Annotated in this window: 35 protein-coding genes; 24 read left to right on the top strand and 11 right to left on the bottom strand. The window is 39.0% G+C overall.

Annotated elements, in window-relative coordinates; all coding sequences use genetic code 11:
* Positions 1 to 67: 67 nt before the first annotated feature.
* A complete protein-coding gene (locus CD001_RS05035; protein WP_096186471.1) occupies positions 68 to 1,336 on the top strand; it encodes an MFS transporter in 1,269 nt (422 codons plus the stop codon).
* A gap of 166 nt (positions 1,337 to 1,502) precedes the next feature.
* Here CD001_RS05035 and tnpA read toward each other — a convergent pair whose 3' ends face one another.
* Positions 1,503 to 1,904 (bottom strand): IS200/IS605 family transposase, encoded by a 402-nt coding sequence (gene tnpA / locus CD001_RS05040; RefSeq protein WP_096186472.1) that lies wholly within the window; start codon positions 1,902 to 1,904, stop codon positions 1,503 to 1,505.
* Positions 1,905 to 1,990: 86 nt separating this feature from the next.
* On the opposite strand from tnpA, the gene CD001_RS05045 reads away from it, so the two are divergent.
* The gene (locus CD001_RS05045; RefSeq protein ID WP_142303544.1) at positions 1,991 to 2,497 is read left to right on the top strand and encodes a hypothetical protein; all 507 of its coding nucleotides are present in this window, start codon (positions 1,991 to 1,993) and stop codon (positions 2,495 to 2,497) included.
* Positions 2,498 to 2,564: 67 nt separating this feature from the next.
* Here the strand turns inward: CD001_RS05045 and CD001_RS05050 are convergent, their stop codons facing one another.
* Positions 2,565 to 3,221: a permease prefix domain 1-containing protein gene (locus CD001_RS05050; RefSeq protein ID WP_096186474.1), complete on the bottom strand. Its 657-nt coding sequence runs from the start codon at positions 3,219 to 3,221 to the stop codon at positions 2,565 to 2,567.
* Positions 3,208 to 3,561, bottom strand: coding sequence for a PadR family transcriptional regulator (locus CD001_RS05055; RefSeq protein WP_096186475.1), 354 nt, complete (start codon positions 3,559 to 3,561; stop codon positions 3,208 to 3,210). Before CD001_RS05055 ends, CD001_RS05050 begins: the two co-directional genes overlap by 14 nt.
* A 351-nt stretch (positions 3,562 to 3,912) precedes the next feature.
* Here CD001_RS05055 and CD001_RS05060 point away from each other — a divergent pair, with 351 nt between their 5' ends.
* The 3 genes from CD001_RS05060 to CD001_RS05070 all read left to right on the top strand — a co-directional run bounded on the left by CD001_RS05060 (position 3,913) and on the right by CD001_RS05070 (position 6,817).
* The gene (locus CD001_RS05060) at positions 3,913 to 5,451 is read left to right on the top strand and encodes a hypothetical protein (protein WP_096186476.1); all 1,539 of its coding nucleotides are present in this window, start codon (positions 3,913 to 3,915) and stop codon (positions 5,449 to 5,451) included.
* 362 nt (positions 5,452 to 5,813) lie between these two features.
* Entirely contained in the window at positions 5,814 to 6,143 is a 330-nt protein-coding gene (locus CD001_RS05065; RefSeq protein WP_096186477.1) for a PadR family transcriptional regulator, read from the top strand.
* Positions 6,143 to 6,817 carry a DUF1129 family protein gene (locus CD001_RS05070; protein WP_096186478.1) on the top strand — a complete coding sequence of 225 codons (675 nt, stop codon included), beginning with the start codon at positions 6,143 to 6,145 and terminating at the stop codon, positions 6,815 to 6,817. The genes CD001_RS05065 and CD001_RS05070 overlap by 1 nt, the downstream gene beginning before the upstream one ends.
* Positions 6,818 to 6,904: 87 nt before the next feature.
* On the opposite strand, the gene CD001_RS05075 is transcribed toward CD001_RS05070, so the two are convergent.
* From CD001_RS05075 to CD001_RS05090, 4 genes are all read right to left on the bottom strand, one after another.
* A complete protein-coding gene (locus CD001_RS05075) occupies positions 6,905 to 7,483 on the bottom strand; it encodes a CBO0543 family protein (RefSeq protein WP_096186479.1) in 579 nt (192 codons plus the stop codon).
* Positions 7,484 to 7,743: 260 nt separating this feature from the next.
* The gene (locus tag CD001_RS05080; RefSeq protein ID WP_096186480.1) at positions 7,744 to 8,271 is read right to left on the bottom strand and encodes a bZIP transcription factor; all 528 of its coding nucleotides are present in this window, start codon (positions 8,269 to 8,271) and stop codon (positions 7,744 to 7,746) included.
* A 106-nt stretch (positions 8,272 to 8,377) separates the two neighbouring features.
* On the bottom strand, positions 8,378 to 9,223 hold the full coding sequence (locus CD001_RS05085; protein ID WP_096186481.1) for an AraC family transcriptional regulator: 846 nt from the start codon (positions 9,221 to 9,223) through the stop codon (positions 8,378 to 8,380).
* A gap of 80 nt (positions 9,224 to 9,303) precedes the next feature.
* Positions 9,304 to 9,903 (bottom strand): LysE/ArgO family amino acid transporter, encoded by a 600-nt coding sequence (locus CD001_RS05090; protein ID WP_096186482.1) that lies wholly within the window; start codon positions 9,901 to 9,903, stop codon positions 9,304 to 9,306.
* A gap of 257 nt (positions 9,904 to 10,160) precedes the next feature.
* Here CD001_RS05090 and CD001_RS05095 point away from each other — a divergent pair, with 257 nt between their 5' ends.
* From CD001_RS05095 to CD001_RS05105, 3 genes are all read left to right on the top strand, one after another.
* A complete protein-coding gene (locus CD001_RS05095) occupies positions 10,161 to 10,607 on the top strand; it encodes a DinB family protein (protein ID WP_096186483.1) in 447 nt (148 codons plus the stop codon).
* Positions 10,608 to 10,659: 52 nt separating this feature from the next.
* Positions 10,660 to 11,103, top strand: a complete 444-nt coding sequence (locus tag CD001_RS05100) for a DinB family protein (RefSeq protein ID WP_096186484.1) — start codon at positions 10,660 to 10,662, stop codon at positions 11,101 to 11,103.
* A gap of 160 nt (positions 11,104 to 11,263) precedes the next feature.
* Entirely contained in the window at positions 11,264 to 11,557 is a 294-nt protein-coding gene (locus CD001_RS05105) for a DUF5316 domain-containing protein (protein WP_096186485.1), read from the top strand.
* Between the two features lie 1,216 nt (positions 11,558 to 12,773).
* Here CD001_RS05105 and CD001_RS05110 read toward each other — a convergent pair.
* Positions 12,774 to 13,550, bottom strand: a complete 777-nt coding sequence (locus tag CD001_RS05110; RefSeq protein ID WP_096186486.1) for a CsxC family protein — start codon at positions 13,548 to 13,550, stop codon at positions 12,774 to 12,776.
* A gap of 215 nt (positions 13,551 to 13,765) precedes the next feature.
* On the opposite strand from CD001_RS05110, the gene CD001_RS05115 reads away from it, so the two are divergent.
* The 16 genes from CD001_RS05115 to CD001_RS26810 all read left to right on the top strand — a co-directional run bounded on the left by CD001_RS05115 (position 13,766) and on the right by CD001_RS26810 (position 24,094).
* Positions 13,766 to 14,767 carry a DUF3231 family protein gene (locus CD001_RS05115; RefSeq protein WP_096186487.1) on the top strand — a complete coding sequence of 334 codons (1,002 nt, stop codon included), beginning with the start codon at positions 13,766 to 13,768 and terminating at the stop codon, positions 14,765 to 14,767.
* A 772-nt stretch (positions 14,768 to 15,539) separates the two neighbouring features.
* Positions 15,540 to 16,295, top strand: a complete 756-nt coding sequence (locus CD001_RS05120) for a class I SAM-dependent methyltransferase (protein WP_096186488.1) — start codon at positions 15,540 to 15,542, stop codon at positions 16,293 to 16,295.
* Entirely contained in the window at positions 16,295 to 17,047 is a 753-nt protein-coding gene (locus tag CD001_RS05125; protein WP_096186489.1) for a class I SAM-dependent methyltransferase, read from the top strand. Before CD001_RS05120 ends, CD001_RS05125 begins: the two co-directional genes overlap by 1 nt.
* Positions 17,048 to 17,077: 30 nt before the next feature.
* Complete coding sequence (locus tag CD001_RS05130) at positions 17,078 to 17,281, top strand: hypothetical protein (protein ID WP_096186490.1); 204 nt, start codon at positions 17,078 to 17,080, stop codon at positions 17,279 to 17,281.
* Positions 17,282 to 17,473: 192 nt separating this feature from the next.
* A complete protein-coding gene (locus CD001_RS05135) occupies positions 17,474 to 18,241 on the top strand; it encodes an RNA polymerase sigma factor (protein WP_096186491.1) in 768 nt (255 codons plus the stop codon).
* An 18-nt stretch (positions 18,242 to 18,259) separates the two neighbouring features.
* Positions 18,260 to 19,267, top strand: a complete 1,008-nt coding sequence (locus tag CD001_RS05140) for a hypothetical protein (protein WP_096186492.1) — start codon at positions 18,260 to 18,262, stop codon at positions 19,265 to 19,267.
* Positions 19,268 to 19,286: 19 nt separating this feature from the next.
* Complete coding sequence (locus tag CD001_RS05145; protein ID WP_096186493.1) at positions 19,287 to 19,745, top strand: hypothetical protein; 459 nt, start codon at positions 19,287 to 19,289, stop codon at positions 19,743 to 19,745.
* A gap of 379 nt (positions 19,746 to 20,124) precedes the next feature.
* Entirely contained in the window at positions 20,125 to 20,541 is a 417-nt protein-coding gene (locus tag CD001_RS05150) for a VOC family protein (RefSeq protein ID WP_179298606.1), read from the top strand.
* 55 nt (positions 20,542 to 20,596) lie between these two features.
* On the top strand, positions 20,597 to 20,986 hold the full coding sequence (locus CD001_RS05155) for a VOC family protein (RefSeq protein ID WP_096186495.1): 390 nt from the start codon (positions 20,597 to 20,599) through the stop codon (positions 20,984 to 20,986).
* Positions 20,987 to 21,148: 162 nt separating this feature from the next.
* Positions 21,149 to 21,523, top strand: coding sequence for a VOC family protein (locus tag CD001_RS05160; protein ID WP_096186496.1), 375 nt, complete (start codon positions 21,149 to 21,151; stop codon positions 21,521 to 21,523).
* 20 nt (positions 21,524 to 21,543) lie between these two features.
* Positions 21,544 to 22,062 (top strand): GNAT family N-acetyltransferase, encoded by a 519-nt coding sequence (locus CD001_RS05165; RefSeq protein WP_096186497.1) that lies wholly within the window; start codon positions 21,544 to 21,546, stop codon positions 22,060 to 22,062.
* 15 nt (positions 22,063 to 22,077) lie between these two features.
* The gene (locus tag CD001_RS05170; protein ID WP_096186498.1) at positions 22,078 to 22,470 is read left to right on the top strand and encodes a VOC family protein; all 393 of its coding nucleotides are present in this window, start codon (positions 22,078 to 22,080) and stop codon (positions 22,468 to 22,470) included.
* Positions 22,471 to 22,489: 19 nt separating this feature from the next.
* Positions 22,490 to 22,894, top strand: a complete 405-nt coding sequence (locus CD001_RS05175) for a VOC family protein (RefSeq protein WP_096186499.1) — start codon at positions 22,490 to 22,492, stop codon at positions 22,892 to 22,894.
* A gap of 5 nt (positions 22,895 to 22,899) precedes the next feature.
* On the top strand, positions 22,900 to 23,304 hold the full coding sequence (locus tag CD001_RS05180; RefSeq protein WP_257009964.1) for a VOC family protein: 405 nt from the start codon (positions 22,900 to 22,902) through the stop codon (positions 23,302 to 23,304).
* Between the two features lie 90 nt (positions 23,305 to 23,394).
* On the top strand, positions 23,395 to 23,880 hold the full coding sequence (locus tag CD001_RS05185) for a GyrI-like domain-containing protein (protein WP_096186501.1): 486 nt from the start codon (positions 23,395 to 23,397) through the stop codon (positions 23,878 to 23,880).
* Between the two features lie 79 nt (positions 23,881 to 23,959).
* Positions 23,960 to 24,094, top strand: coding sequence for a hypothetical protein (locus tag CD001_RS26810; RefSeq protein WP_257009708.1), 135 nt, complete (start codon positions 23,960 to 23,962; stop codon positions 24,092 to 24,094).
* 61 nt (positions 24,095 to 24,155) lie between these two features.
* Here CD001_RS26810 and CD001_RS26275 read toward each other — a convergent pair whose 3' ends face one another.
* From CD001_RS26275 to CD001_RS05195, 3 genes are all read right to left on the bottom strand, one after another.
* Positions 24,156 to 24,326: a hypothetical protein gene (locus CD001_RS26275; RefSeq protein ID WP_179298607.1), complete on the bottom strand. Its 171-nt coding sequence runs from the start codon at positions 24,324 to 24,326 to the stop codon at positions 24,156 to 24,158.
* A gap of 157 nt (positions 24,327 to 24,483) precedes the next feature.
* A complete protein-coding gene (locus CD001_RS05190; protein WP_096186502.1) occupies positions 24,484 to 25,164 on the bottom strand; it encodes a hypothetical protein in 681 nt (226 codons plus the stop codon).
* Entirely contained in the window at positions 25,165 to 26,121 is a 957-nt protein-coding gene (locus CD001_RS05195; protein WP_096186503.1) for a prenyltransferase/squalene oxidase repeat-containing protein, read from the bottom strand. It abuts the gene before it with no gap.
* Between the last annotated feature and the right edge of the window lie 285 nt (positions 26,122 to 26,406).

A 26,406-nucleotide genomic window follows, 5' to 3' on the forward strand; every position in this document is an offset into this window, starting at 1 on the left:
ATCCCTCTGACATGAATGTATTATTCTTAAAACAACATAAAATGATTGTTTGAAGGGATGTTTAGAGATGGAGAAGGAAACCACGATTTGGCAGAATAAAGTTTTTATGAAGCTGTTCGCTTCCTATTCAGTTTCGATGCTTGGCCACTGGTTTGACATGGTCGCCATCATCATTTTATTTAGTTATGTTTGGTATGCAAGTCCGCTAACGATTGCACTCATTCCGGTCGCTTTTGCCTTACCACAAGTGTTGTTTGGTCAGTTAGCTGGTGTTATGACTGACAAGTATCATAAAGTGAAAATGATGATGATCTCCGATATAACGACAGCAGTTTTGACTGCTGCCTTATTATTTACAAATACACCATGGCTTGCCTTAGTCATTATTTCGTTACGTGCGACCGTCAACGTCTTACACAGTCCTGCCCAGCAAGGGTTAATTAAGCTTGTCGTGGAAGAACGACTTATTTTAAAGGCAGTTACGTTAAATGGGACAGTCAATCAGCTATCGAAAATAGTCGGTCCGTTTATCGGTGCGACTTTAATCGGTTTTGTATCACCGAAGCTATGTATTTTAATTAATGCAATTGCATTTACGATTTCAGCTATCATTCTATTGTTTATCCTGTTAAACAAAGAAATGAAAGAGCAAACGACGGTAAAAATTGAAGTCACGGAAGTGGAATCAAGCTTCTGGTCCTCATGGCGTCAAGGCTGGCGTATTGTATATAAAAGCAGGGTGTTGTACGTAAGCTTATTGGCGATGGTACTTGGATTTACAGCATTACAAATGGTTGATTTTCAGTTCCCAATACTGTTCCGTGAAATCGCACCGAACCTTCCGGAAATCGCTGGCTGGCTAATGGGGGCAACGGGATTAGGAGCTGTCACGATGATCATCGTGTTAAATCGATTTAAGAAGCTAACGCACTATGGTTTGCTGTTTGGAGCGGGTATGCTCTTAATCGGTGGTGCATTTGGAGGAATCGGTTTACTACGCGAAGGGTTTTTAATCATTTTGCCGATCATATTAGGCTTTTTCGGTGGCTTAGGTGTTGGATTGTTGACGATCACTTTTCAGTATTTAATTCAAACCGAAACGACGGAAAAAGATATCGGCCGAGTATCTGGAATTGCGAATTCGGCCATTAGCCTTACCGTTCTCGCATCACCGCTTATTGGTGGATTTCTCGTCCAAACTTTTGGAACGTCTCCTGTTTTCATCGCTGTTGGAACGTTTTTGGCCTTACTCGGAATCGTTCTTTTAGCAGGAAACGCAATATTATTTAAAAAAGAACCAGTGGTAACAGACCAACAAGTAGCAGTAGGGGAATGACGTCGTTATCTGAATTCGTGTTTACGTATGTATAGTGCTGAATTCTTAGTCTTCTTACTTTCTTCAACCGGAGGCAAATTAGAGAAAAAGAAGAATTGAACAAAAAAATTAGCGACGCATTCCCCTTCAAAATCTATTGATTTAGTGGGGGTTAGTCGCTAAGGTCTTATTCTCCCTGTTCTTCAATGTATTTTTTTATTACATCGATTGTCGCTCCGCCAGTCGTTAATACCATATAACTTCTGCTCCAAAAATACGGTTTCCAATAGTATTTACTTAGGTAATTTTGGAATTCTTTGCGAATATATCGAGAAGTGACGGTTTTAAAGCTATTGATGGTGTTTGCTAGATTTATTTGAGGAGGTGCGTCGAAAAGGATATGTATGTGGTCTTCTTCACCGTTCATCTCGATCATCTCGCAATTCCATTTCGAAAATAAATCTTCTGATATTTCCTTCAACCTTTTCATCACATCATCATTGATGCATTTATGTTTGTATTTTGTAACGATAACTAAATGATAAGTCAACTTAAAATATGCGTGTCTATTCTTTTTATAATCAGTCATTTTAATCCCCTTTTCAATTTACAACTAAATTTGATTTTGATATGATAAATCTATCATATAAATGAAAGTTTTGGAAGGAGGGTTTGATGATGAAAATAGCTAAAACGTTATCTCACAAGATTACGAATCATTCTCGCATCTTCGATGCTACGTTAGAAGTGTATAATCATGCTTTATCTTTCATTATTGATATCATCGAAAAAGAGTTTGATCATCTTGATGATATGACGACGAAATCGATCGTTCCGTTGGTAGAAAAGCTCATTCATACAACGAAATCAAACCCTCTTCCGAAATACCGAGAGTTTAACTCTCTTTTTTATAAATTTCCTTCGTATTTCCGTAGAGGGGCAATTGCAACAGCTTTTGGCAAGGTCAAAAGTTATCGTTCTCATTACCGTAATTGGGAAGAAGAAAAAGCAATCGTCCTTTCCGAAGGAAGGAAATTTAAGAAAAAACCACCACGTTTGCAACTCGAACATAAGGAGTTTCCTGTGTTTTACCGTGGCAACATGTTCGAGAGAACATCAGATACAACAGCTCAAATCAAGGTTTTTCATAAAAACGATTGGGTTTGGAGAGGTTCACTTTAATGTTAGAACGATAAGGCTTTATCCATAATAAAGCTAGGCACACTGAATGCCTAGCTCTAACTTATCTTTATGATTTTTTTCGGTCATTTCCTGTTAAAATCATCCATAAAAGTAACCCGACTCCAGCGATTAAGAAAGACATCGAGGATGCAACAGCGATAAATGCTTCTCCAGTAGCAAAACCGGATGACGCTGAGACAAAAAATCCAAATAAGATGAGCCCGACTGCTAAAGTGAATAGTGAAGCTCTAATTTTGTTCATTCCGTATTTTTTACGCGTCTCTTTTGTGAGTGCAGCGTAAGTGATCAAAGCGCCGCCAGCTACGATGAAGACTAATGGACCTGTTACGCTGACAGTTGGAACACCTAAGAAAAACATCATTAAAGAGACTAAGATCCCGAATAAAATCAGCAATATACCAGCTACAAGACCTGCCGAAGAAATGCGATTGGTCATAGAGGAATAAACGGACTTCTTTGCTGAGTCTTGTCCGTGTTTCCTCAAATCATCAACAAGTCCGCTAAGATCGCCCATTGAAACGATCGCTTCTTTAAACGCTTGGTCTTCTTCCATACCGCGTTCTTTATAGTCTGAAATTTTTTCTTTCATATTTGTACTCAACTCTTCTTTTAATTCAAAAAGCTGCTGGCTTTCTCCTACATCTGCAAACAGCTGGTCAATATAACGGCTCACTTTTTGATCAATATGATTATTTTTCTTCATTGTTCATCTCTCCTTGGATTAATTTATCCAGTACATCTTTTGCAAATAGCCACTCTGCTTTGTTTTGCTCATACAAATTCTTTCCATCTTCGGTAATTCGGTAATATTTTCTTCTGCCGCCTTGTGTTTCATCTCCCCAGTAAGATGCGATATGGCCTTCTTTTTCTAAGCGACGAAATGCGGTATATAACGTCGCTTCCTTCAACTCATACTCGTTTTCGCTCAATTCAATGATCGATTTATAAATCTCATAACCATAACTGTCACCTTGTCTAAGGATGTTCAAAATAATTGTCACGGTATTTCCACGAATAAGTTCTTTTGATATGGTACTACTCATATTATTTCACCTCTTTATGTATAATTTATTACATATTACTATGTGTGTCAATGTAATATTTCACAAAAAGTAAATTTCGTTCCAGCATTATGTTTAAATGCGAGGTAGCTTGTCCATTTAGAATGTTTCTAGTTAGCGGAAAATCCCTAATTTTATACCGGATAAAGTTACATTATCGCGGATAAATCTTCGTACATGAGATTCGACAAGTGTACGGCACTTGTCGAATAAAAAAAAATATTACAACATCTTCGTGTTAACGCTTTCGTAAATTGTTTACACAGCTGTTTTAAGGTATGATAAATACTTGTGCAAAGTAAAGACGACTTTATATAGACGAAGGGGATTTGAATGGAGATCGTAGATCAGCTTACGAATTTGCAATTGCTAAATCAGTTTTGGATTATTTTGCTCTTCCTCATTCCGATCGTTCTCATATCTAGAACGGTCGTGGCTGGAACGAGGTATTCACCAATATTAATTATAGTCTTATTTGGTCTCGCGCTTGGGTATATTCTTGAAATGAGCGGAGTATCGACACCTGGTCTTGAAAACTTTCCGTTTATCGACTTAATGGCGAAAACGACGATAATTGCATTGACGGTGTCTTTCTTTGTAGGAGGTCAAGAGCTTCGCAAAATCTTAGGAAAAAAATCACTGGATGATATCGATGATATGGTCGTCCCGGCAGATGAAGAGGTTATTCTCGGGACAAGCCGAACGCAGCTATTTTTTATTTTACGTGCCTTTTTCTTACTACTCGGTATTGAAGGGATTACGAGACTTTTACTACGTACTGGGACAGAAGATATGCTCGCTGCGTATTATCCGATCGTTGCTTACATTGGCCTCATCGGTGCTGTCATTCTTATTGATAATAAAGCGAAGATATCAAATAAACATCAGTATTTACGTAAAGGAATCATCGAGATAGCTGGCCTCATCGGAATTCTTCTCGGCTCATATTATGTTGCTCAAGTTGTCGCTCCGCTCATTGCGTTACCACAGATCTTCTATGCGATGATGATCGCGGCTAGCCTTGGGGCGTTTTTTTACAAATGGACGTTTGGTCCGACGCTGCGTGCACTTCTCTTTGCCGGAATTCCAATTGTGCTCGCTGCTAACTTCTTAATAGGTGGCTCACGTATAGGTGATGCATTTACGATTCCAGGTGTCAATGCCGTACTTGTTTATGGATTTTTTGGACAGCTTTTATGGATGTTTGGTGGTATTGCCCTTTTAATGTTTTTCGCGCGAACTGCAAATGCACGAAATTTAGCGCCAGGTATGGCTGGTGCCTTGTCTCACTCAGGATTAACAGGTGCTTGTACAGCTGGTGACTTTGGGAAAGTCGCGGCAACTCGTGCCCCAATTATGATTAATATCCCATTTTTCGGTCACATTTTCGTTTTCTCCGTATTAGCTGTCAGTGCTGATCGAGGAAGCTTGTGGCTAACACCAGCATTAATAATTGTTGCTATTGGGGTCATCCTCACAGTGCTGTCCTTAATGAACTTGCGGAAAGCAAATGGTGAAGATCGTTATGAAGTGACGGCTTTAATGCAATTTTCATTCGGCTGGCAAATTTGTGCGGTGTTCGGTGGTTTAGCCTTTCTTGGCTTAAGTTCGCTCGGTATCGATTATGCAGCGATGGCACAAGCGTCAGCCATATCGCATTTCGGTTTATTTGCCGCCATACAGGAAGGGATGTTTGGTTCTGAAGCTTCGCTTTTAATTCCGTTTATTTTCTCTATGCCGTTTCTCGTTCATCCGTTAGTGTTCTTTATGTTTGGAAAAGCAATGGAAAACCGCGGAGAAATGCCAGTAAAGCCAGTATATACGATGGCGATTATCGGACTTGCAGGAATCATTTTTGCGTTGTTTATATAAATCGGAAAGCTCAGTTCTTCTAATTTAGGAGGGCTAAGCTTTTGTTGAAGTATGGGAGCAGTGATAAGATCAAAGTTAGAGAATGAATGTAAAGTTTTAGTTGATAAACATCATTTTCCTAGGGCGAAACTAAATTTTTGCATGATAAACTTGAATTTTCTTGGATAAAAAAATTCCAACCCTTGCATTTCCGATAATGCCCAGTTATGATTAGGTTAAGCAGCTATTATGCATTGCATGATAGCTGAATTTTTTCAGAGGCTATCTTGTATAACAAGGTATTAGTCTCGCATTTTTAAGGGTGCTATCTTGCTTTGCAAGTTACTGCCTATTTCTATCTTGTATGACAGGAAGGTGGGAAAATGGCGATACGAAGTCAATTATTAAAAGGGATTCTCGAAGGATGTATTCTTGCGATCATCTCAAGGCAAACCGTTTATGGTTATGAGTTGTCTGTGAAATTGCATGACTATGGGATCGAAGTGAGTGAAGGGTCGATTTACCCAATCTTGCTGCGCCTTCAAAAAGACAAGCTCATTCAAGGGGAGATGAAAAAGTCTCCAAGCGGCCCGAATCGGAAATATTACACGTTAACTGAAAAAGGGAAAAAGTCATTAAACGAATTTAAAGGAAACTGGGATGCATTGAAGACACCGGTTGATCAGCTGTTAGATAAGGAGGAGAGGGAATAATGAATGCGGAAGTTTTAGTGAAAGAAAACAATAAGAAGCGTAAGGAATTGACGGAAGAGAATCAAAAAATTTACGGTGATATGCTTATTTATATTCGCACGTCTTTCAGTAAGTCCGAGCAAGAGACGGAAGAAATATTAATGGAAATACTTGATCATTTGCTTGAAGCGCAAGAAGCTGGCAAAACAGCAGCAGATGTTTTCGGAAACGATCCGAAACAATTTGCACACGATATCGTAGGAGAACTGCCGCAAATGGTCACCAAAAAGAAAATCGCAACTGCAATAAAATGGATGATTTACTTATTTGCAACGTTAGCTATTTTCCAAGTGGTTTCTCAAATCATTTTATTTTTCACTGGATTAGATGACTTAACAAAAACGTACCATCTTGGCTCATGGATTGTTTTATTAAGTATAAATGTCGTGATCTTTTTTATCCTTCTGTATAGTGTTTTTTCGTATCTTCGTTTTACTTGTTTTAAACGAGTAAAAAAATTGGTGGAGTTCCTTTATGCTTTCTTATTTGGGGCAATTATATTTGGAGTCTTTCTAGCTCTTTATTACTTCATACCTGAATTCGGTCCAACAATTGATGTACCGATTTACATGGTATTTTTACTAGGAGTAGTTCTCTCTGTTATCGGACGTATAATCGGAAAGCTTAACAAGTAACAAAGAGGCACATGTTCAAACAGCATGTGCCTCGTTATGTTGAAATCAGTCTGTAACGTGGGAAAAAGTGATGGATTATGAATGTTTTTAACATTTTGGCTTGAGCATTTGCAATCTGCCTTTCTTTGGAAAGAGAACCGTTATTGAACCTTTTAAAAACCTTGTCGTTAGCGGAACTTGAAAGGTGATGATGAAAAAGATAAGTGAACATAATGACAGAATACAAGCAAACAAAGGGTTGATATAAAATAAATAACTATATACATACATTTTTATATAAATGAGGGTTGACCAATAAATATTCCAGCCATATTTAAAACGGATCATCTTTTTTTTATGAATAAAGTGTTCAATAAGAGAGGAACACGTGACCCATTTGATAACGTGGACAATTCGTTTTAACAGTGTATCAGGGAGCTTGGATAAAAAGAGAATGACGAGTGACGGAGTAATAAAAAATGTTTGGATGGCTCGCAGCAATCTCCAATTTACCCCTCTCGTGTTAAACTCCCACACTAGGTGTCTTTTACAAATGTAATAATAGAGTGAGTTCAAGAAGCTGATGAAAATTAAACTTCTATAGTATTTAGGAACATATCTCCAAGACTTCCCGAAAATATTTAATATAAAAATGAACAAGATTAATGCAATTTGTTTTTGTTTCATCTTTTTCTCCTTAAACTTATTCTGCGTCTATATTACATTATATGTAAAATATAACGATTGTTCCCTGGGAATTAATGTAATAAATCTGGTTGGCATAAGGAAATGAATAGAAACGTTTGTGGCGAAAATCGTATCTTAAGCATGAGTGAAAGCGACATCGTTCTGAAACGCTGAAAAAACAGATCCATTATATTGGACCTGTTTTTATGTATGAACGAATTATGTATATCCACTAATTGAGTGTTTAGTTAAAACGAAAACTACCGACTTATGTGATCAATCTTCCAGATTTCATCTTCTTCAGCGATGATATATGTTATTGAAATGTTCTTATTAGTGTTAGAAGTGTAGGTTAAGGAGATGTTTCCCATTTCATTTCCAAGTTTCTTTAATTCAAATTGGTCGAGTGTATTTGGCAGCCATTCCTTTAATCCACTACCACCATTAATGTGTAATGTTCCACGATCCTCATCTCCATTGAGATTGTCTGAAAATTGGATATGATCGGTGAGGAAGTTTTTTACCTCGCCGATTGTTTCACTAGCGTAGAATGATTCTACTACGTCTTTGGCATGAAGGAAATCTTGAAAATTAATCGACTTTACTGAATCTAGCTCTTCCTCTAGATGAGAGATTTCTGCTAATAATTGTGTGTTTCCCTCTTGTAATTGTTCAAATGTGATCTCTTGTTCTTTAGCCGCTAATTGGTCATCTGGGTCATTAAAAACGATTAAAACGGTGATGACGAGAACTGCTATAATTGCAAAATAAACAATATTTTTTTTCATAGAATCCTCCCGTAAATCAATCTTTCTTTTGTTCAGCTTAACATCCTTAACATATATATCCAAATAATAAAGAAACAGCCCTTCGAGGAGGGCTGCTTCTAACTATTTATTTTTTCTTCACGGGGATCCAAATTTCGGTTTTTTCATGGGTGCTTGAGAGAATTTCAGGTCTATCCGATAGTTCATAATTTGATGCGGGAAACCATTCGGAATAGACTCTTCCCCAAACGTCTTGAATGTCTGACCATTCACCGTCTACTTCAAAAATCGCCCAAGTTGATGCAGGAATCCCGAGCTGGCTTAAGTTATCTGGGCACGATTTTGTCGTTGCCACAGCATAATAATAATCAAGTTCGCCTTCTTCCGTTTTATCCTCAACATAGTTTGTATTTACATGTAGGATCCCAGAAGGATCAATGTTTGATAACCCTTCCAATTGTGTTGTTAACTCATCTGTAACTTCCTCTAAAAATTGGGCGATTCCAGGGTTAACTCCTTCATCACTGACACTTACTCTTCGTTTTACCCCGACAATGTGGAAAGCATCTTTCTTTTCGATTTTGTAATTCATTTCTGTTCCTCCTTGAATGGTTAGTTGGAATGTCATTCGAGGATAGGCTTTCAATGAATGTTTGTGAGCTCGAGCTTCTGATGGCGTGACGCCGTGTAAGCTTTGAAACGCTCTCGTAAATGAATCTGGAGAGGAGTAGCCATATTTTATCGCAATATCAATCACCTTAGTATCACTTTCCATTAAATCAAGTGCAGCAAGTGACAATCTCCTACGCCGGATATAATCGGATAGTGAAATCCCTGCTAAAAACGAAAACGTACGTTTGAAATGGTAATCTGAGCAGCAGGCAATTTTTGCGACTTCCTTCATGTCGATCTCATCGGTTAAATAATCCTCAATATACTGTAATGCTCCATTCATTTTTTCAAGCGAATCCATGTAAATGACCTCCTTTACACTACTAGAATAGCAAGGGCTGAATGTTTGCTCTCGACATTTTGAGTTCAGTTCTGCAGGGGTTAAATATGAAAGAGCATGTAGACAGCAAGTATCCACATTGTGATCGCTGAAATTTTATTAATCACTGTACGAAACGTAAAGTTTTTATCCTTTTTGCCAATGATTCGTCCTACCAAGGCGAGCAGGAAAAAGTAGATCCAAGAGACAATAATCGTTGCTGTCATGAACATCCATTTATCAATGTTTGAAAATAGCAGTGATTGTGTCCCGATGACCCCGACAGTATCAAGCAATGCATGCGGATTAAGCAGCGAAACAGATGAGGCAAATATCACTTGTTTTTTTGCGGTAGCAGGTGGCTCTTTGCTGCCATTTCTTACATTGGTTTTCCAAATTGTCCAGCCCATATACAGCAAAAAGATAAATCCTCCGATTAGCAACGCCGGTTTCATGCTTTCAAACAAATCTGCAACGATACTCATTGAAAAGACAGCAATGATAATTAAAATTGTGTCACAAATCGATGCGCTTAATATCGCAGGCAATGATTTTGAATAAGATGGCTGATTCATCCCTTGGTTAAAAATAAAGACGTTTTGTGCGCCCATTGGCAAAATAAGACTGAATGCTAGTATGAATCCATATATAAATGCTTCCATATCGCTTTGCTCCTTTTTGAAATAGGTATGTTCGGCAAATAGAGAACATCAACTCTGACAGGCGTTGGTGGCAATGGCATTATAGCAACAAGAAAAGTACCTTTAAGGCACTTTTAAGAATATGAATATTTTAACATTTTTTAAAAACGATGTGGACAAATGATTGGGAATGCGAATATATGTTCTTGTCTTTCGGGTCAGTATTGTGTATGATTGTGTTAATAACTTCTAACATGTCGCCCATAGAGGAGGGTAAGATGCAAAATAATACATTAAGTCACTTTGAAGGAACGATTGTCAGAATATTGGAACTAAAGGATGTAACTGAATCTGAGCTATGTGAACCGATTCGAGAAGAAAAATGGTCAATCAGAGAAATTGTTGGGCATATGTATTCATGGGATCAGTACAATTTAGAACAGATGGTCCCAAACATGTCTGAAGGGAACGCTTTACCACCATTTCCTGATCACGACGAGTTTAACGAATCAGCGATGTCACAACTGGAAAACGTCCCAGTGGATGAGATTATTGAAACCTTTGTGCGAACAAGAAAAAAGTTAATACAGTACTTAATGGACTTAGGAGATGTTAGGTTTACAATTGGAAAAGGAAAACGGCAATTCTCACCGGAAAGTTTTATAAAAATCTTTCTCAAACATGACCAACATCATTTAAAGCAAATTGAAGAAAAGTTGTCATAAGTGTTTTCGAAAAAGGAAGCTGCTAAAAAATCGCAAATAGGAGGAAGAAACATTGTATACTTTTTTTCAGTATAACTGGCAAGTAAGGGACGAGTGGTTCGAATGGTGTAAAAGTGTTGATCCTGATGAGTTAACACGAGAGCGTACAGGTGGGATGGGGAGTATATTAAAAACGTTGCATCATATTGTCGATGTTGAGCAGGCATGGATAAACGGGCTGCAAGGCAAAAAAGAATACCATTATCGTTATGAAGATTATCAATCGCTGAACGCAATCATTGAACTATCAGACAAGTGTAGAAATGAAATACAAGAATATTTATCTCGTTGGGAAGAAGAGGATGAGTCGAAAACATTTGAGGTATTTTCTTATGGTGAAGTCGTCCGCCATGTTATTGCGCATGAAATCCATCACATCGGTCAGCTTTCCATTTGGTCAAGGGAGTTAGATAAAAGGCCGATTACAGCGAACCTTATTAGAAGAGGACTAGGATAGGAATATTTAAAGTTTTAGGCGAGCTGCATAATGCGGTTCGCCTTTTCATGAGATTCATTTATGGCAGTATGAAACATTTGCTCAAATGATACGTATCCATATTAATATGTTGAAAACCGATTCTAGGGACGATTTTAAAAAGAAAGGAACGGTGTTTCAAATGTTAAAAGCGTTGTATGTCGGATTTGCCATCGTATGTGCAATTTGTCTTGTTGCAGCCGTTATGCAAGATGCCAACATTATCTTCGTGTTTTCAGGTGCTGTAGCAGTTATCTGTTTCATTCTATCTGGTATTTTTTCAGGAGCATTAAATAATGGTGATGCCAATCGAGCTCATTTTCATACAGAGTCAAAACAACAACGTCGGGAAAGAACCGGGCTTGCAGGGAAACTTTTCTTTGTAGCTTTGCCAAATGTTGCTGCTTTTGTTTTCATGTATATATTTTATATTTAGAAATGGACTTAGAGGATTGTTTCGTTCTCTAAGTCTTTTTATTGTATTCTTTGTAAACCACAGGCTCTGCCTGTGTGAAAATAAACCTTTAAGGGTTGTATTCGTGAGAGCTCTTTAAAAGTAAGAATAGTTGGAAGGTATACTGCTTGCTTTCACCCCAGGGCACAAGTGCGACATCCGCTCTTACTTCACTTTGTTCGTATTCACGGTGTCTTCTTTGCCACGGACGAACGGTTGAGCTACTTCGATCAAGCTCGAAGGGATCTCAACTCGTCCGTTTTTCCGTAGGAAAGAGCTTTACTTCTTCGAAAATACACCGATTTGTCTCGACGGATAATCGGCAGAGCCATACTAGTAGAGGAAGAGACAGTCCCAGTACCTTCCCCCTTTTGATGACAACTTTATTTGCGTTATGTCATTTATTATCTTAAATGATGGATACGAAATGAACATAAGTTTCTTTGATAACAAAAGCCCTTTAATGAGATAAAATGAGCTGAGATACAACTTCCCCCAACTCGTTTTTTCTATGTATGCTATTAGAATGTTATTTAAATGTCATCATATACTCGAAAGAGTGCCAGGCGGTGACTCAGGCGGGAAAAGCAATCGTCGAAAATCCCCTAGGTGCACACAGTGTGACACCTAGGAAGTTGAGGCATTGCCCGCTGCAAAGAAGACACTACGAATGCAAACGAAGTGCAGCACGAGTAGATGTCGCACTTGTGCTTTGGAGTGAAAGCGTCCGCCTATAGCGATTTCGAATTCTATATGATTATGAAAAGGGATATCCTCAAAAAACTTTTGACACGGACCAAATTAAATAAGGTCCCTTAAGGGACTCTGGTGGTAAAGTGCCCTTATAGGGCGAAATTAAAACCGCCCGTTTTACGGGCGGATACTTATTGTGAAATGTTAGGTCGGGGGCGGAGTACTTTATCGTAATTCTAATTAGCGGATAAATCGAATTTCTTACAGGATAAAATCAAATTTTTGCTGATATAACCTAGTTTTTACAAGAGAAATCAACATTTTCGCGGATAGACCCATGATGAACACGATCACTAACAACCTGGCACTTTGTCACGTTAGACAAGCAAGATGAATATACTTTTAGTGGACGAAAGGTCCAATGAAGAGGAAAACTTCATCTTTAGCAAATTAGATTCTAATAAAAAAAGCTATCCATCGGGGGATAGCTTTAAGAACACGGTGATTATTTAGAATCTACTCGTACTTGTTGATTTTGAAGGACTTTGAGTGTAAGTTCAAGTACCATTTTTTCTTCAACAGAAGTAAAAGTACCTTCTTCGAATGGTGCTTGAATGCACTCACCTCTATGGTTGCTCACTTTACCCATTTTTCGGTCTAAAGCAGAATCCATTTCAAAGAAGCGACTAGACACTAATTCACAAAACGGTAGCTCGTTAAAATTCTCTCCGCTAATTTGGTCAAATTGAGAAAGGTCTCCAGACATCAACTCTTCTTTTTGAGCAAAACCTTTTGGAAGCGGGGAAGTCGTAAAAAATGTGAACTCATTTCTATCAGGCTGAACACTGAATTTCGGCTCTTTGATAAAGTCAACTTCAGCTACAGCTGAAAACGGGACATCCTTTGTGATTGATCGGATATTGGAAATGACAGAGTGAGGTGAGCCGTATTTCGGTGAAGCATATTGAATGTTTTTACGAACAAACCCACTTAAAAATAGCTTCTTAGTTGGCAATAAGAGACGACATTGTGTGAGCTTTAAGTTCTTCTTAATGTCTTTAATTTCAAGAACTGGCTCAGGGAATTTAATTGTCGTATTCAAGTCAATTTGGACCGTAGTTTCTGCTAATACAACAGGTGACTTTATAATCGTGTGACCTTTTGTAATGTCAGGTTTAGCAGGAGATGTTTTGGCACTTGGAGAGACGGCATTTTTTTGCGCTTTCGGTCTGTGGTTATTTTTGAAATAGGGTGGTGCAGGTTTGTGATTTCTATTCCACATAACAATTCACCTCCTTATTTTAAAGTAAATTACGAGTTGTGAGTTACCTCGTACAAATAATATATGTAAGAAAAGCTTTGTGGACAGGGTACCTGTTCACGGCTTTTGAGCATTTTTTCATATTTGACAATTCGACAAGTGCCAGGCACTTGTCGAATTTTTTGGTTAAATGATGGGCATAATACTGTCTGACAATTACTAGGAGGTGGAAGGGAATGAATAGAAAAACTGATATGAGGTTAACGTCTGCTGAAATGTCCAATCTATGGAGCCAATATATAAATGACTCAGCGTTAAAACATGTTATCAATTATTTTTTAGCTCACGTTGATGACGAAGAAGTTCGTTCGATACTTGTAAAAGCGCTGAAAAGTGCGAATCAACATATTGATTTTCTTATAGAGTTTTTTAATAGGGAAGGCTTCCCGACCCCGATCGGGTTTACAGAAAATGATGTAAATGCGGAGGCTCCACGATTGTTTTCTGACATTTTTTACTTGTATTATTTAAGTCATATGTCGATTATTGGCATGCAGTCAGGAGGTTTAGCGATCAGTACTGTAAGCCGGGAAGATATCGTTCAATTTTTTAAAAACGTTACACAAGATGCAACAGTTTTAAATTGTGATATCAAAAAAATGATGCAGGAAAAAGGGATACATAATCGACCTCCATATATTCCGATTCCGAAAGAAGCGAAGTTTGTGAGAGACCAAGATTATTTAGGGAAGATGTTTGGAAAGCAGCGAGTTATCAATTCAGTCGAGTTAACCCATATTTTCCTTAATATTCAAACGAACACAATCGGAAATAGTTTAATCGTCGCTTTTGCACAAGTATGTCAATCTGAGGAAGTACTAGGTTATTTCGTCAGAGGTAAAGAAATATCCCAAAAGCATAAAATGGTTTTTAGTCAAATACTCGAAACAAACGATATCCCATCACCGAGTATGTGGGATACAGCAGTGATGGATTCTACCGTCTCTCCTTTTTCAGATAAACTGATGCTGTTTCAAATAACTGCAATGTCAGCAGCAGGAATTGGTAATTACGGTGTTGCATTGGCAGCAAGTCCACGAAGGGATATTGGATTAAAATATGCTCGTTTATTAACAGAGATATCGCTTTATGCAGAAGATGGAGCAAACATCATGATCAAAAACGGCTGGCTTGAGGAGCCCCCGCAAGCACCAGACCGCGATGAGCTCATCAAGTGACAGGCACTTCCCGAAATATGTCGATTTGTCTTTGCGTTTGCATAAACAAAACGTGGATTATCGTGAAAGAGTTCTCAGCAAGCAATTGATGCTTTTGTGCAAATCTTAAGGGTGAAAGCCTTAGATACAGTTATACGATCATCCAGATGTTTTATAAATTCTGATGGCACAAAAAAAGCCGGTGCTAGATCTCTTGGCACCGGACTCTGAGAAAGGGGGGATATACTTATAATCATATCTTTTCCAGACAATCTAGCTTTTATACATAGATTTGATGATTTTTTTCTATCATTATTGCCTAGAAACTCTTATGATTTCGTACAAATTTTAATGGCGAAAACGTTTAGTTGGACGGTCCCTTCGATTAATAAATTCATATCGTAAAAAAACCCAATGCTCGTAATTAAACATTGGGCTAAAAAAATGGGGGGTATACTTGTGCTCATCACCTATTATCGCCACTAAATCTGACTTTTATACTTATAAAAATTAAAGTAACCTAGAACCGGGCTTGAAGTAATGAACAAACGTGAGCAAGCAACATACATACGGTGGATCAAACTGTTACTCATTTCTATGAAACTACACTTTAAAATTTTTCGAAGGATGATAAGTGAACGCAAATGTTCGTACCTTATCAATTAACTGTGCAGCATGTGAAAGTCGTATAATTTGGAACGGTATGTGAATCCGAAAAAATTTTCCAAATTTTTAAAGGGAAAGCCCGTTTAATACAGAATATATGTTCTTATGAGGATTGGGGGAATCTAAAATGAAAACAGAAACACTTCAAATAAATAAAGAAAGCTGGGATGAGGTAGCAGAACGCTTTTTTGCAAGGAATCCTCTTCCGGAGTATGGGCCACTCGCACCAACAGAAGACGAGTTGTATTTGTTTGGCGAGATAAGAGACTTACGTGTACTCGACATTGGCTGCGGGAGCGGGCACTCCTTAAAGTATATGGACGAACAAGGTGCCTGTGAACTATGGGGCTTAGATTTATCAAGTACACAAATTGAAACAGCGAAAGAGGTTCTTCAAAACTGCATTGCACCGGTCACCCTTTTTGAATCGCCGATGGAGGAAGATCCAGGCTTGCCGCACAATTATTTTGATATTGTCTATTCCATTTATGCATTAGGATGGACAGCAGACTTGAATCAAACGTTAGCGAATGTAAATCGCTATTTAAAGCCTGGAGGCACATTTATTTTTAGTTGGGAACATCCGTTTTATAACCGGGTTCGCCAAAATGATCATACTTTCATTTTTGCAAAATCCTATCATGAAGAAGGACCTTACGATCATGAAGCGTGGAAACAAAAGGCAATGATGCAGCAACTAAAGGTTAGCACTTACGTAAATACGTTGATTGATCAAGGATTCACAGTGGAAAAAATAGTCGAGGAAGTCTCATTGAAGGAAGAGCAAATTCCAAAGCACGTGAACGGCTGGTACTCGTATGACAAAGCAAACATAGTACCAACAACAATGATTATTAAAAGTAGAAAAAATGAGGTGTCATGATGTATAGCTTTTATAGTAAATTATCAACAGAAGTATATGATTTAGACAAGCCGATTGGGCATTCTTTCGGGGATGTAGAGTATTACAAAGAACGCTTAAAGGGTGTGAAAGGGAGAATACTAGAACCTGCAGTCGGTACAGGACGAATCTTAATTCCGCTAATCAATGAAGGCTTTGACGTTGATGGGATCGATTACTCGCCTTATATGCTTGAATTATGCCATAAGTATTGCGACGAACACAACATAAAGCCGAAGCTGATCGAAGGGGATATGTCTGCACTTTCACTCCCTGAAAAATATGAAGCTGTCATTGTTCCGACAGGATCGTTCCTATTACTAGATGAACGTGAAAAATCATTAAATGCACTGCAATGCTTTTATGATCACCTCCAGCCTGGCGGACGTCTCATCATTGATCTTTTCATCCCGACCGAATATGAAATAGGGAAACGAACAATACGAACATGGGAAAACAAAGAAGGTGATCTGATCACTCTAGAATCAACGATCATCGCTGTAGATTTTATGAAACAATCGAGGTTCTCTCACAATAAATATGAAAAATGGCATAACAAAAAGCTTATCGAAACGGAACTTGAACAATTTCCGTTACGATGGTATGGTGTCGAAGAATTTAAACTTGTCCTAGAAAAAGTCGGATTCAAGGACATTACCGTTTCTGCTGATTACGAATATGGAAATGAGCCAAAAAAAGATAGTGAAGTCATGACGTTTGAGGCACGGAAGTAAGGGAAATGCTTCTAAAAAAGGAGGGATCGTATGTCGGTCATAAAAGCAGCGCAAAAATGGGCAAAGGTCCCAAAGGATTTTCAAGAAAAACTCATTCATAACGTCTTTTGTCGCAATTGTGGAGTGACGACCATTGTGGACTATGAAATAAAAGATGACAATCAAGGTCTTACCCTAGAAGGTAAGTGTAAGCAATGTGGTGAAAATGTTGTCCGCTTCGTAGAAGGTGTATAGCATTGTCCTAAAAAATGAAGAAAGTTTTGTGATCGAGGTTAGCTCAATAGAATGGAGCTAGCCTCTTTTCTTTTTATGAGAGCATTGTATAATAAAAAAGAAAATTTTTGAAATTTTTTTACTTTTAAAGATAGATTTTTAACTCCAGCTGCATCTATAAGGTAGAAAGGTTTGGAAGGAGATCTTATTTCGATGATGACAAATGCCGTGAATAAAAATGAACGACCTTCAATTATCCATCAAGACGCCCCTTTTCAGAATGATCGAGCGAGTGAACGATTAGTTGAAAAAGCAAGGAATGGAGATCAAGAAGCGTTTAGTGAGCTAGTAAGGGTGCACCGAGCAAAAGCTCATGGATGGGCTTATTCTGTAACGAAGGACACATTTTTAGCGGAAGATATTGTTCAAGAAGCGTTATTTCGAGCGTTTATAAAACTAGGGACGCTTCTCGATACAAAAAAGTTTACACCTTGGTTAAAGCAGATTGTTTACAACCAAGCGTACATGAACATGCGTAGCACGAAGCATAAAAATGAAAAGCCCTTTACTTCTTTTGATTGCGGTCCTGATTATAAACAACTATCTGCTTTATCGGTCGATTGGGGGGACATTGATCACATCTTATTTTTTGTTTCGTGTTCGGCATCCGAAAAGGCAAAAGAAAACAGCCCTGAAGAGCATTTAATGCGCTTAAGTGTCATTGAAGGGATCAGGTCGTTACTCCACTGTTTAAGCAGTCGTGAAAAAAGAATATTTGAAGCTTACTTCTTTGATGACCTTCCACCGCTAGAAATCGCAAAATTGTTCAATACATCAAAAGCAAACGTCTATAATACAATTTCTCGATCGAGATCTAAAGTCCAAAAAGAGCGGTTACGGATTTGTATCCAAAACTATGTATCAAAGCGTGCTGAATTAGGGTTATCGAAGCGAAGAGTTCTTTCCAAACCTGTAATCTAACGGTAAGGGGTGATTCAGATGACACAATTTACATTAAAAAAGGAAGATTGGACGTCAACTTGGACGTCCGCAGCAGCTGCAATTCACGGAGCTGTCAAATATACCGAAAAGAAGGACTTGAATTTAGTCGATGTGATGGGACTAACAGGTCACGCCTTTCGAATCAACATTGACCTGAAGGAAATCAATGTTGCAGGTCCTACTGCGATGCCAGGGGGTTATATTGTGCGTCGCAACTTATGTAATTTAGGCTTTACGAGCAATCTTGCTGATGGTGAAGCCCCGATTACACCGGAAATTCTTGAGCAGACGATTGAACTTATTCAGGAATCTGTTGATCGAGGTATTCCAGCAATCGTCTTTGACATGTTCATCCCAGAATTCGGGTTAATTTATGGCTATGATGACAACAAAAAAGTGTTTTACGCAAAAGATACGTCGCGTGACGGAGAAGTAACCTATGAGGATTTTGCCGATGTGAGAGGTGTGCTTTACGCATCTACCATTAGTGAATCATTGCCGCATTCAAAATACGAAATGCTGCGGATGGCGCTAGATATGATTATAGACCATGCTCGTGGTCGTGAGTGGCAGCACATTTTTGAAGGGAAGTTTGTGACCGGTCTTAACGCTTATGATATTTGGATTGACGTGCTGGAAAAACGAGGAGCTGACCCGAACGGAAATGCGTATAATGCGCAAGTCGTATCTGATGCAAGGGAATTCGCAGCAAAATTTTTATATGAACTCACTGTAAAATGGGACGGCACAAACGTTGTTGAAAGAGGGGTACGTAAGTTTGCCGGCTTGGCTGCGAAGCATTATGCAGACGTTGCCAAAGCACTTATTGAATTTCGGGAGATGTTTCCTTTTCCTCATGGCGGTGAACCTGCAAATCGTGAACAAGCCGATCGCGCAATCCAATTATTAAAAAAAGCGAAGGAAGCGGAAGAGCAAGGGGTTGAACAATTAGAAGTTTTGCATGGATTTATGAAAGCATACTACTGCGAAAAATGGATTCATTAAAAGGGGGAGTGGAAACAGAGTGAACATTTATAGAGAAAATAAAGAGTTTTATGTGATTGGAAAAAAGTATACCGGGAAGTTCGAAGATTACCCGATGATTATTCCCGAAGCTAAAGAAGATTTTAAAAAGGATTACGAGAAAATAGTCGGATCATCAAGGTTTACAAGAGCGATTGTATATGAACCGAAGCGCAGTGAGAACCATACTATAGGGTATTTTCACCTCGGAGCTCTTGTTCATGAAGATTTCCAAGCAGAATTGCCCTCAGACATGAAGAAGCTCTATTTAACGGGAGATTTTATCTTTACATCTGACATATTTGATGTTAGTCGGATGGGCGAGTTTTATACCGCTCTTGATAACTGGTTCATAGGACGAGAAGAACAAGTGGACCTTGACCACGAATTGATCGAAATCTATTACCCAAGAGACGACAGCCAAGAGCAACTAGAAGTCTACATGCGCATCAAAGATTAGCCAATTCCAATTACTTCCACGTGCCTGGCACATGGAAATGAATTCCCATGTGCCAGGCACGTGGGGAATTATGGCAATTCGCAATTCCATATGAAACTTGAAGAGGTACGGATTAATCAAACGTTTGTTTAACTATTTTTTGACAAAAGCCTTTCTAAACAGTCAAAAATTCGATAAGAAATGAAGTTAAGTAATCCACGAATGTCGATTTCGAATCGGAATGAGGGTAGGGATGTCTAACGTATAAGCGTAGATGAGTCGTCATGATCATGGTGCAACGGAAAGCAAAATAAACATATTTGTGAAAACGTTTACTGTCGTTGGTAGGAAAGTTGAGATTCCGAGCAGCGTCAGCTAATAAATAAAAGAGGTGATGAGAATGAGTGAAGTAAAAACGAAGCAATTGGTGAAAAAGGTTCATTGTAATTACATCCCGGTATCAAACGCCGAAGAAGCAGTTAAGTGGTATGAAAGGTGTTTAAACATCAAGCGGTTGAATCCAAATGAAATGACGATGGAGCTCGGTAACGGGGATTGGCTTTTCTTAATCGAAGCAAAGCACAAAACGAATACCAACTTTGTCACAGATAAATGGCGAGGAGACGACTATGAGATGTACTCGTTGACGTTTGAGACAACCGACATCCAAGCCTTCTACGAGCATCTCGTCGAACAAAATGTAGAAGTCACACCAATTAACGACGGTGGTCCATGCGGGTTACAGTTAACATTCAAAGATTTAGATGGTAATAAATTTCATGTATGGGAGGATACACATGAATGGGAGAAGGAATAAGTCGATCATTGCGGACTACGATTGTTACTACCACATTACAGGAGGAGAGTAACGTATGGCAAATCAAATAACTGGTTTTGCTTGCATAAATATCCCAGTTTCAAATGTGGAGGCTTCAGTAGAGTTTTACGTAAATAAGCTTGGCTGCAAGCTATTAAGAGAAGTACAAAGAGGAGAACATGTAACGAATGCATTTATTCAATTTGGCGATACCGGTCCGGCAGCCATACTCCATGAAGAAGAGGTAAAGTACGAGCTGCACTATAAGCGACATGATCACTATGTACCACTCTTTGAACTCGAATGTTCTGACGTACAATCCTTTTTTGAGCAACTGAAAAAACAAAGTGTTCGTCTTGAAGGTGAAGTCGGTACTCATACGTGTGGCGATCGCTTCCAAGTCGTTGACCCGGATCAAAATAGATTACTCTTAATACAAAAATAAAAGTTTATTAAAGTGTAAGAAATCGATTCTCTTCACGTAAATGAATATGAAATTGTACTTAAGTTACGGCTCCAAAAAAACATTTGAAATTTCTTCGTGCACGTGTAAGAAATCTTCATTCAATTACGTTAAAAGAATAGATCACAGTAAAGGAGGGTGAAGATGAAAAAAGAATTACTATATGGTGTTGGAATTTTTGTTCCAGTTAGCGACTTGAAAAGGTCTACAAATTGGTACAAAGAAATGCTCGGTTTTGAAATAGTACACGATGACGAGCCGCTTGCGAACACATTAAAGATATGTAACGGCATAGTTATGATTTGCCTCGTGAAAAGTGAAGACATCGTTCAGCCAGAATTCCCGAAGAACGATTATGATGTTGGTGTCTATTTTAATTTTCACACGACAGATGCAGATCAAGCGCACGAATTCCTCAGCCAAAAAGGAGCAAAGGTAAGTGAAATCCACGATTACGATGGCATTCGTGGGTTTGACTTGGTTGATCCCGATGGAAACCGATTTGGTGTCGTCACCTAAAGAAGTGGGGGAATAAATGAATGAAGATTGGTAACTATACAATTCGAAAAGCAACGGCTGAAGATACTGACGATATCATCGCCTTATTAGTGAATGCAGCAAATTGGATCAAAACGAAAGGATTCGACCAATGGGATTATTATTTAACAGATCTGGAAAAGAACAAACAAGAAATCGTTGACTCGATTGAGCATCAGGCATCTTACGTACTTAAAGATAGGATGCTAACAATTGCGACAGTTACCTTGGAGGGTCGAGCAAATGAGTGGGATGATGAAATATGGGGAGAAGAAGCAAAACAGCCGAATGTCATTTACTTACATCGACTCGTCGTTCATCGTGAATACGCAGGGCAAAACCTCGGCAGCAAAATCATCAACTGGTCGAAAAAGTATGTAAAAAACAAAGGATATTCTTGCATTCGTTTTGATTGTATAGGAAGTAATGAAAAGCTCAATGAGTACTACAAACAACATTGCCCATTAAAAGAACGAATCGAGATTTATGGTGGTCATAGCAAATACGAAATTCCGCTATAAAAAGGAGGGTAAACGTTGACTATTAAAGCATTAGATATTCCAATTATACAGCTGCCTGTTTCAGACGTAGCACAATCCGTTAAATGGTATACGAATATCCTGGGGCTAGAGTTTACCTTTGAGTATCAAGATGGAGATCAAGAAGCATGGATGAATGTGAACGGAGGAATCGGTCTCGGTTTGGTTCAAGCAAAAAATGTGCCCGATCTAACCTTTGAAAATATGAAAGGCGAGCGAAACTCGATTTTAACTTTTCGTGTTGATGACATTCACTCAGTTTATGATCAAATGAAAAAAAAGGGAGAAGCTGTTGGTGAAATGGTTTACAAAGAAGGTGGCGGCTACAGTTTTATAATAAAAGATCCGGACGGACACATGTCTTATCTTTGGGGTGGCTGGCCTAAGTAACAAGGGGGAGAATACACCGATGATTAAAATTGGTGCGATATTTATTCCAGTAACAAATATGAAACAATCAATCGAGTTTTACACAAATAAGCTGAACTTCACACACGTAGGAACATGGCCAGATGGTAAAGGAGCAGACTTTTATTTTTACGATGAAAAGGAGTATGTCTCGCTCGTAAAAGTGGAAAAGAAGCAGCCATTAGAATTTACAATAAACGAACATGTTCAAAACTCCTATTATAATTTTACGACTGGAAATCTTTCATCCTACTATGAAGAGCTGAAGCAGAGAGGAGTGAAGGTATCGGAGATCGTTGATCACGGTCCAGTCGTAGGCTTTGACTTTTATGATGCCGATGACAATAAGCTATCTGTCATCGTAGATAAAGAAAATTTCGAAGGCTTTTATGAAGAGGAGAGGTAAATTTGGTGGAGCATATTGCAACCATCGAAATTCCAGTAAAAAACCTTAAAGAATCGATCGAGTGGTATACGAAACACTTAGAGCTGACGTGTGTGTTCGAAGGAGAAACGAATGCGATGCTATCGTTCCATACGAACAGTCCGACGATCTTTTTAGTCCAAACAGAAGAAGTGAACAGTATTTCGTTCTTGAACAGTTATACAGGAGTCAAGCATAGTATTATCGATTTTTATACAGCAGACTTAAGTGAATTCCGTCAACAACTGATTGAAGAAGAGGTCGAAGTAGGTGAGCTCAAGGTCCACCCAGAAAACGGCATGGGCGGCTTCGGCTTTACGGATCCAAACGGTCATTCATTAAGTGCGACCAACGTCATGCACGAAGGTCAGGAAGAATTTAAGCAAAAATAAAGACGCAGACGTTAAAGACAATGCATGTTTATGAGCTAGACGAAAACAGATGCATGTCCCATACGACGTCTGATTAAAGGAGGAAGGAAAATGGAAGCAAGCATCGTAAATCGCGAGTCATTCGAAGTTGTTGGGTATCAATATGAAGCAAACTTAAAGGAAATTGAAGAACAGCAGTTAGGTAAAAAAACGTTAGAGCGTTTAAAGAGTAACGCTGAACATATTAAAAATAAAGTCGGGGACGAAATATACTTAATTCAGCTTTATGAGCCGAAGCCTACCTTTAATGCAAATGTCGACCGTTTCATTCAAATCATCGGCTATAAAGTATCAGGTGCAGCGGATATACCAGAAGGGATGGTTAGTCATACAGTGCTTGAAAGCAGTTATGTGACCGCTACACATCGAGGGTTAGAATCAGAGCTTTATCATACGTATCATTTCTTATACGGGGAGTGGCCTAAAGAAAACCCTTACGTCACGGCAAACTACGATTTTGAAATTTGGGATGAGCGCTACAAACCAACAGAAGAAACAAATGAAATTGATGTGTACGTGGCGGTGAAGAGGAAGTAGGTGTCTGGGAAGAACGCTGAGGGGCGGGTGCTGAAAGTTGTGCGTTTTTGCAGAGCGGAAGCGCGGATATTCGTTCCTTATGAATCAACGAAAACGCTTCGTCTCTGTATCGATCGAAACTGAGCGGCCATCAGATCCTTTATTTGTGACAAAACCGGGTATTCCAAGTGGTGAGAGGACACGAGTTCCTTTATTTGCCGAAAATGGAGTCTAATGCGTATCAAATTATCTAGATAACGGATCAGGTGTCCGTCAAAGCTGCCCAATCAACGTTTTCAACCAAAATAAGGGATCGACTGTCCGCCAACAAACGCTCCACCGATATGAGTCAGCGAAAAACCCTTCGACTTTGTATCGATCGAAACTGAGCGGCCATCAGATCCTTTATTTGTGACAAAATCGGGTATTCCAAGTGGTGAGAGGACACGAGTTCCTTTATTTGCCAAAAATGGAGTCTAATGCGTATCAAAATGGCAAGATAACGGATCAGGTGTCCGTCAAAGCTGCCCAATCAACGTTTTCAACCAAAATAAGGAATCGACTGTCCGCCAACAAACGCTCCACCGATATGTATCAACGAAAACGCTTCGGCTCACCAATGCGTTAATGCAGACTTTTCTTTTTCACAAAAAGTTCCTTCGCCATTGTTTTATAATTGGAATCGGTGGCACGATGAAGACTGACTTGGTGTAAAAACGGGAAATCATTCGGTGTAACGGACAGCTTGGCGAGCGGTTCTACATTCGTTTCACAGATCCACTCATTTTTCACCCCGCCTTGCTTGAACGCCTTTTTCGGTAAAATATAGATCGTGCCATCTGTCCAGCGCTTTCCGTAATACTCCTTTTCGAGCGAAAAATAGTAGTAACGCTTAAACCCTTTTTTCGTCGGAATGGTAAAGCACATATTTCGCAAAGAACCTTGATACTCTTTACGATTAATGACCGCGAAAAACAATGACCATATCCCGTCAGACGCTGCAAAAACAGCATGAACAGGTTTCCCGTTAAAAAGAGTGCTCGGCCTCGGCTCGAAGCTACTGATCGAAGGATTGTTCGAGCCGTGAACGAGGACCCCTTTCTGTTCAATGATGTAATTTAAAAACAGGTCCTTCGGGTAGTCACTTTCATATTTGATAAAGTTACCGTCACCGTTTAACACTGATTTTTCATAGATCGCATCGAATCCCTCGACTGCTTTTTTTGATAAAGAAAGTTCTGGCTGTTTTAAAAATTGAAGCCGGTCGAACACAACACTTTTCACGAAATTTCGCAGTTTACCCATTTACATAGATTCACTTCCTTTTTCAAAGCATCCGAATGCTTGAAATTTTTTGTATCTGTCGACAGCAAGGATTCCTTGCCAGTACCTTCTCGCAACTTGGAACTCCTCAGGATAGTTGCCCCAGTTCCACGTAATGTCCCACGTTCCTTCATCAGACATTTGTTTCATATAGTACGTTAAATTTTGATCAATCAGCTCACGAAAATTCTCGTATAGCGGATCAGCCGGGTTGTCATTGAAATCTAGCGGCAGAGCATAGTAGCCCGTCCCCCAGACGGATGCATCACGCTCGACGGATCGTTCGGCAAGCCCAATGATCTTTTCCGAAAGATCTTGTAACGAATAGCCAACTGTATCCCGGAAGGTAGATTCATGCTCTTTCAGGATCTCAATCAGCTTTTGATAATTATTGATTTCGTGCCGATCCATTTCATGACAGTCCATTAATCGAGTAATCGCTTTTTCAGTTGATGCCCAGCCGATTTGTGCAGCTACACTCTCTTCAGAAGACCAGTAAATGAGGAATCCAGCCAATTCAGCACCAGGGTTAAACATCCAATTGTCCTGAACCCCTTCTTTCCAATACCAATGTGGTGCATGAGGGTAGTCGTTGTTTTCCGGTACCGATGAAAACCACATTCCCGTCTCATTCTGATACGTACTCACTAAATAAGTGAGCATTTTCTGAACGATTTGTTCGTTCGAATCAGCACGAATTTCCATTAAGATTTGCCCGGCAGTCCAAGTCGCCATCGGTGATGAATGCGGTGACCAAAAATCAGGCTCCAGCCCATGACCGAACCCGCCGTCTTCGTTTTGAAAAGCGGCTAAATAATGAAGCACGTCATCACGCGATCCATCTTCTAATAAAAAACGCCATCTCGCTGCCTCCAATGGCCGTGCATTCCGCTTCACCCAGTTTCCCGACTTCCTAAATGTTTCTTGTGAAATCTTCATAGAATCCGTCCCTTCAAAAATGATAGATAAGGAACTATTCGTGAAAAACTGCAGCAATCCTTCTTTCATGGAAAGGTAACATGTCAAAGGGGGATGTGGGAACAAGGAGAGGTACGTACTAATCAAACGTTTGTTTAACTATTGTTAGACATGTAGTGTAAAGATTTGGCAATGATTTGTTTAGTTTTAAAAAAATATCTCATTTATGATGATCTATGGTAGGGAAAAGTTTATTACTTAGAAATAGTTTTTAATAAAGAAAGGTTTACTTACATGAAAAAATGT

The organism is Evansella halocellulosilytica, from assembly GCF_002335745.1.
Lineage (GTDB): Bacteria > Bacillota > Bacilli > Bacillales > Salisediminibacteriaceae > Bacillus_CA > Bacillus_CA halocellulosilytica.